This window comes from Herbaspirillum lusitanum P6-12 (assembly GCF_000256565.1).
Classification (GTDB): domain Bacteria; phylum Pseudomonadota; class Gammaproteobacteria; order Burkholderiales; family Burkholderiaceae_D; genus Herbaspirillum; species Herbaspirillum lusitanum.
Genome location: NZ_AJHH01000794.1, coordinates 1 through 4,862, shown reverse-complemented (window position 1 = coordinate 4,862; position 4,862 = coordinate 1). Strand labels below are relative to the sequence as shown.

Below are 4,862 nucleotides of genomic sequence, written 5' to 3'. Positions count from 1 at the left end.
GGCGCCGGGCCGCGCCGGATGGCTTCGCTGCGGGCCAGGTTGAGCGCGCCCAGGAAGGCGTTGGCGGCGTTCGCGAGCTGCTGGTTTTGCGTATAAGTGCGCAGGCTTGGCATGCCGGCCGCCAACAGCATGCCGACGATGGCCAGCACGATCAGCAGTTCAGGCAGCGTGAAGCCGGTTGGAGCAGGATGCCGCCTGTGCGATGTCATCGGCATGCCTCGGGTGCGGCGGCGACAGGCAAGCCGGAGATGGTTTGCTCGCCGCGGCTGTTGAGCGTCAGCGTGCCGCACAGGCGATCGACGAAGTTTCCGGCCGGCGCCGCCGAGACCATGACGCATTCCTGCAAGGTGCCTCCGCTGCATTCGCCGGCGGAGATGCGATAGGCGCTGCCGGCCTCGGTGTCGCCCGACAGCCATCTGAACGATCCGGCCGTGGCGGCGTCGCCATACGCGCGGTAGGCATTGTGCTGCGTGAAGTGGCGTTCCTGTTGCTGCATGGCTTGCATCAGTGCCGCACGCGCTTCGGTGCGGCGCGCCTTGCGTATGTGCGATTGATAGGACGGATAGGCAAACAGCGCCAGCATGCCGATGATGCATAACACGCACATCAGTTCGATCAGGGTGAAACCGCGATGAGGATATGGATCATGGTGAGGACGGGACATGGTTTTCTCCGGGGATGTGGAAATCTTGCGTGCCGTTTCGACGGTTTCAGTTGTTGATTTCCCGCCAGCTCATGCGCGGTGATGACGCTGAGGGTGGTGACAATGGTGTGGTGTTGAGCACGGTTTGCAGCATGACCTGCGTGGTCGGGTTCGGACCGAAGCCGATTGCCGTGACGCGATAGCGCACTACAACTTGCCGGTCTGCCGCCGTCAGCCTGAGCAATTCAATCAGGTAGCGTGGCGGTTGTGCCGGCAGCGACGCCGTGCCGTGCGGAAAACTCAATCCCGTGAATTGGCCGTAGCGCACCGACGGCTCCGATGCACTGAAGTCGATGAGCCGCCACGGCGCCGTGTTGGCAGTGGCCAGGCACAGCCCGCCGTGCGCACCGATGCCATGGCAAGTCCCCGCCCGGTCCGGAAAAACTTCCGGTGTAATCCGGCCGCCGGCGATGTCGCGTTCGGCGTCGCGCAATCCCGCCTCGGCAGCCTGGAAGGCGATCGCGATCGTTGCGTGAGGATTTTTCGTTCATGAGCGTGAGCTGCGCGGCGGAGACGCCGAACAGCATTATCACCACCAGCATCAGCAAGACGATCAGCAGCGATGCGCCGCGTTGGCGATGGGTGGTATTCATGGCGCGGAATTGCGCAACCGGATCGTGGTCTGGAAAACTTTGCGGATGCGCTGTTGTACGGCGGGTGCCAGTCTCGTTTCGTCGATCGTTGCGCCGGCGTCGCCGCCATCCTGGTATGCCGTGCCGAACAGGCGATGCACGACCGCTGTGCCGCCGCCCCGACTATTGCGCTCGCCGCGCGCCAGCAGGGCAATCCTGACCGCCGCCACGTCGCGCCAGCGGGTACCGATGCGCGTGGCATTCACATAGTCAAGATCGCCGCCGGTATTCTGAACGTCGCGCACGCCGTACAGCACCTGGAACGATTCGATGCCGCGCACGATGGCGGCAGCGCTCCAGCCGCCGTCGCGGGTAAGGTATTTGCAGCGCAGTTCCGGTTCGCCCGTACGGTCGAGGGCGACGTAAAAGATGCTCTGGCCGCGCTCCTCTTCGAGGTCTGAAAGCGTGCTCGCGCCGTTCGGTCCGGGTACGGCGAAGCCGGCGCAATTGAGCATGTCGTTGTCGGGTTGATTCCTTGGACCGGATCCGAAGAAACGTATCATCAGCAGATCGCTGCCGTGCGCAGCGCGGTTGTCGGAGGACGACAACATCCCGACCGTATGCTCGCCGACCCGGGCGTTGTCGAGACCTTCGATACCCGGATCCAAGCCGCCGAGGTCGTTGCGCAGAAAAGCCGGATTGTCCCACGGCACGTAGTTCGCCTGCCGCACGCTGCGCGCGATCAGGTCCAGCGCGTAACGGCCGTTTTCCTGGACCTGGGCGCTGTCGGCCACGCTCAGGTACGTCGAGCGGGCCGCCTGCATCAGCGCTACTGCCGCCAGCACCACGCCCATGCCGAGCGCCATGGCGATCATCAATTCGATCAGTGTCAGACCCTGCTGATGGTGGCGCATTTATCGCTCCACCGGCAACGCGAGAAAGGGCGGCGGCTCGGATTGTGCGGTGGATGTCGGCCCCGGCTCCCGCGACGCCCAGCCGATCTTGATCAGCAAGGGACCGCCGGCGCCGCTGCACGCCCAGCGCAGCGTGTCATTGAGAACCGGCGTGCTGTCCATGCAAACCACCGGGAGGGCATCGGCGACTCGTTGCTTCCAGGCCGCGAGATCGCAGCCGGTCTGCGTGCAGGCGACGGATGGAGTGGCGGCGTTGTAGTCGAATTGATAAAGCACCGGCTGGGCTTCGGCGCGCAGCAGTTCGGCCAGCTCGATCGCCAGTTGCAGCGCGGTCGACTGGTAAGCGCTGTGCTGCGCGGTGCGCAAGGCATGCAACTGCATCGCAGCGACGCCCGAGGCGGCCAGCGCAAGAATGGCAATCGCCGCCAGCACTTCCACCAGCGTGAAGCCGTGCTGGGAAGAATGCGGTGCGGAGGGGAAGGAAACGGACGTAGTCCTGATCATGTGGCCTCGCCGATTTGCATGTCGGAAAGGCAGGATTTTGCCGGTGTTTGAGAATTGTTGCGCCGGTTTGGCTGTGGAAAATCGGGCAGAAGCCAAGATATTCCGTTTACCTGAAGTATCTATTTATTTTTTCTAGCTGTATTCGGCATTGAATCTCGACAGGCATGGATGCATGGTGATGTGCTGCGCCTGCGCGCGGCAATAAAAAGCCCCGCATCGGCGAGGCTTTTTGTTGGAAGAACACCGGCGAACTTACACCGTGCGCGTCTCCGGATATTGCGTCACTACGTAGGCGACGGCGTCGACATTGGCCGGATTACGGTAGCTGTGCGCATGATCGGCGTCGAAGAAGATGGCGTCGCCGGTACCAAGCAGCTGGCGATGCTCGTTGATCTGGATTTCCAGCGTGCCGTGCGTGATGACGAGATTCTTTTGCGCGCCCGGCACCAGCGGCTGCAGATGTTCGGTCGACAGCGCGTCAAGCTTCAGTTCATGGAATTCGAAACGGCGCTCGCCCGCCGGATACAGGCTGCGGCTGGAAAAACGGCCGTTGCCGCTGACCGTGCGTGGCGAGTCCTGCACCGGCAGTATTGCCCATCCTTGCGGCGCGAAGTTGCGCAGGAAGGCCGACACCGACACCTGCAAGGCCGACGCCACGCGCTGCAATACGCGGATGGTCGGCACGCTGCGGCCGGATTCGATCTGCGCCAGCATGGCGCGGCTCACGCCGGATTTGCGCGCCAGACCGTCGAGCGACAGATGGCGCAAGGCGCGCAGGCGCGAAAGATTGTCGGCGACGATGTCTTCGATGTCGTTGCCGGGGGCCTGTGGCGGCACGGCATGCAGGTGCGGCGCGGGTTCGGCGATGCGCAATTCAGCAGTCATGATGAGGTTCTCTTCAGCGCAGGTTGGTGCGCGCCGAAGCGGCAAAGGACAGCGGTCATCGGGATTCTCCATTCCATCAGGCTTGCTACGATGGAATGGAGCTTAGCACCGACACTATATGCGTCAGAACGAATAAATATTCACATCCATATGTGAATTTAGAATGAGGAATGCGGTTCTTTCAGAAACGCGATTTCTTCCGCGGTGGAGGCTCTGCCGAGGATGGCATTGCGATGAGGGAAGCGGCCGAAGCGCGCAATGATGGCGTGATGCCGGTCGGCAAACTTGAGATAGCCGTCGAAGGTCTCTCTGGATGCCGGGTCATCTTTGGCCATTTGTTTGGCCAGTGCGCGGAACAACTGGACGCAATGCTCCTGATCGTCGATGTCTTCCGAATGCTCCAGCGGCAGATAAAAGAACACGCGTTGCAGCGGCGACAACTGCTGATCGTATCCCTGCGCCAGGCCAAGATGACAACACTGGCGCGCCAGTTCGTCGAAGTCGAAGGCGGTCGCCTTGTCGCGATAGATGTTGCGCGGGAACTGATCCAGCAACAGGATCAGCGCCAGCAGGCCGGCCGGCGTCTCGGCCCAGTCGTCCAGTTTGTTGTCGCGCGCGGCCAGCAAGCTCGCTTCGAAGCGGGTCTTGATGGTCTGGTCGACGGCGGCGTCCTTGCCCCACCACAGGCCGGACTGGCGGCCGGCCACGGTGTTGGCATCGCTGCTGGCGTCGATGTCGGCGCCGAACCAGAATGCCAGGACCGAGGCTATGGTTTCGGCCGCCATCATTGCGCCGCTGATCCGGCCAGCACGCGGATGCGTACGTCGCCCAGTTGCACAGTCTGGCCGGCGGTGATCTTGCAGGTCTTGCGCAGCTCCTGCCGGCCGTCGACCTTGACGTTGCCGTCGGCGACGATGGCCTTGCCGGCGCCGCCGCTGTCGCAGATGCCGACCAGTTTCAGCAGCTGGTTCAGTTCGACGTAAGGGCCTTGCAGTTCGAATTCCAGGTGTTGCATATCTACCTTGTAGTGATGTTCAGCGAGAACGTTTCAGAGCAATGTCTTTTCGGCCTTGTGCAGCCAGAGCGCCAGATTGTCGAGCAGGTCTTCCTGGCTGAAGGAGCAGCTTTCTTCGGTGAACAGGCTGCCCGCTTCGAGCCGGCCGAGCAGGTCTTCGGCGACTTCTTCGTAGCGTGGCGGCAGGCGCTTGATCAGGTCGGTCTGCGCACGCCAAGCGCTGCAGAAAGCGGCGACGTTGATGTCGCCGTCGCGCATATATAATAGCG

9 protein-coding genes and 1 pseudogene are annotated in these 4,862 nt (G+C 62.6%); all 10 read right to left on the bottom strand.

The genetic code is table 11. The annotated features are described in order from the left end of the window. A partial coding sequence (locus HLUSI_RS0125610) for a pilus assembly FimT family protein (RefSeq protein WP_029364032.1) occupies window positions 1-209 on the bottom strand: 209 nt, incomplete at its 3' end. Continuing rightward, window positions 206-664: a type IV pilin protein gene (locus HLUSI_RS0125605; RefSeq protein WP_016836641.1), complete on the bottom strand. Its 459-nt coding sequence runs from the start codon at window positions 662-664 to the stop codon at window positions 206-208. The genes HLUSI_RS0125610 and HLUSI_RS0125605, both read right to left, overlap by 4 nt. Window positions 665-710: 46 nt before the next feature. Further along, window positions 711-1,136, bottom strand: a complete 426-nt coding sequence (locus HLUSI_RS30735; RefSeq protein WP_016836640.1) for a pilus assembly protein — start codon at window positions 1,134-1,136, stop codon at window positions 711-713. A 34-nt stretch (window positions 1,137-1,170) separates the two neighbouring features. Next, window positions 1,171-1,296 (bottom strand): annotated as a pseudogene (locus HLUSI_RS35045) (PilX N-terminal domain-containing pilus assembly protein); the annotation flags it as partial. Then, window positions 1,293-2,189, bottom strand: a complete 897-nt coding sequence (locus tag HLUSI_RS0125595; RefSeq protein WP_016836639.1) for a PilW family protein — start codon at window positions 2,187-2,189, stop codon at window positions 1,293-1,295. The gene HLUSI_RS0125595 and the pseudogene HLUSI_RS35045, both read right to left, overlap by 4 nt. Further along, the gene (locus tag HLUSI_RS0125590) at window positions 2,190-2,693 is read right to left on the bottom strand and encodes a prepilin-type N-terminal cleavage/methylation domain-containing protein (protein ID WP_016836638.1); all 504 of its coding nucleotides are present in this window, start codon (window positions 2,691-2,693) and stop codon (window positions 2,190-2,192) included. A 252-nt stretch (window positions 2,694-2,945) separates the two neighbouring features. Further along, a complete protein-coding gene (locus HLUSI_RS0125585) occupies window positions 2,946-3,578 on the bottom strand; it encodes a helix-turn-helix domain-containing protein (protein WP_016836637.1) in 633 nt (210 codons plus the stop codon). A gap of 158 nt (window positions 3,579-3,736) precedes the next feature. Beyond that, window positions 3,737-4,366: a DUF924 family protein gene (locus HLUSI_RS0125580; protein ID WP_016836636.1), complete on the bottom strand. Its 630-nt coding sequence runs from the start codon at window positions 4,364-4,366 to the stop codon at window positions 3,737-3,739. After that, complete coding sequence (locus HLUSI_RS0125575; protein WP_016836635.1) at window positions 4,363-4,593, bottom strand: RNA-binding S4 domain-containing protein; 231 nt, start codon at window positions 4,591-4,593, stop codon at window positions 4,363-4,365. The genes HLUSI_RS0125580 and HLUSI_RS0125575 overlap by 4 nt, the downstream gene beginning before the upstream one ends. A 33-nt stretch (window positions 4,594-4,626) precedes the next feature. Continuing rightward, complete coding sequence (locus HLUSI_RS0125570; RefSeq protein ID WP_016836634.1) at window positions 4,627-4,851, bottom strand: hypothetical protein; 225 nt, start codon at window positions 4,849-4,851, stop codon at window positions 4,627-4,629. Window positions 4,852-4,862: the final 11 nt, after the last annotated feature.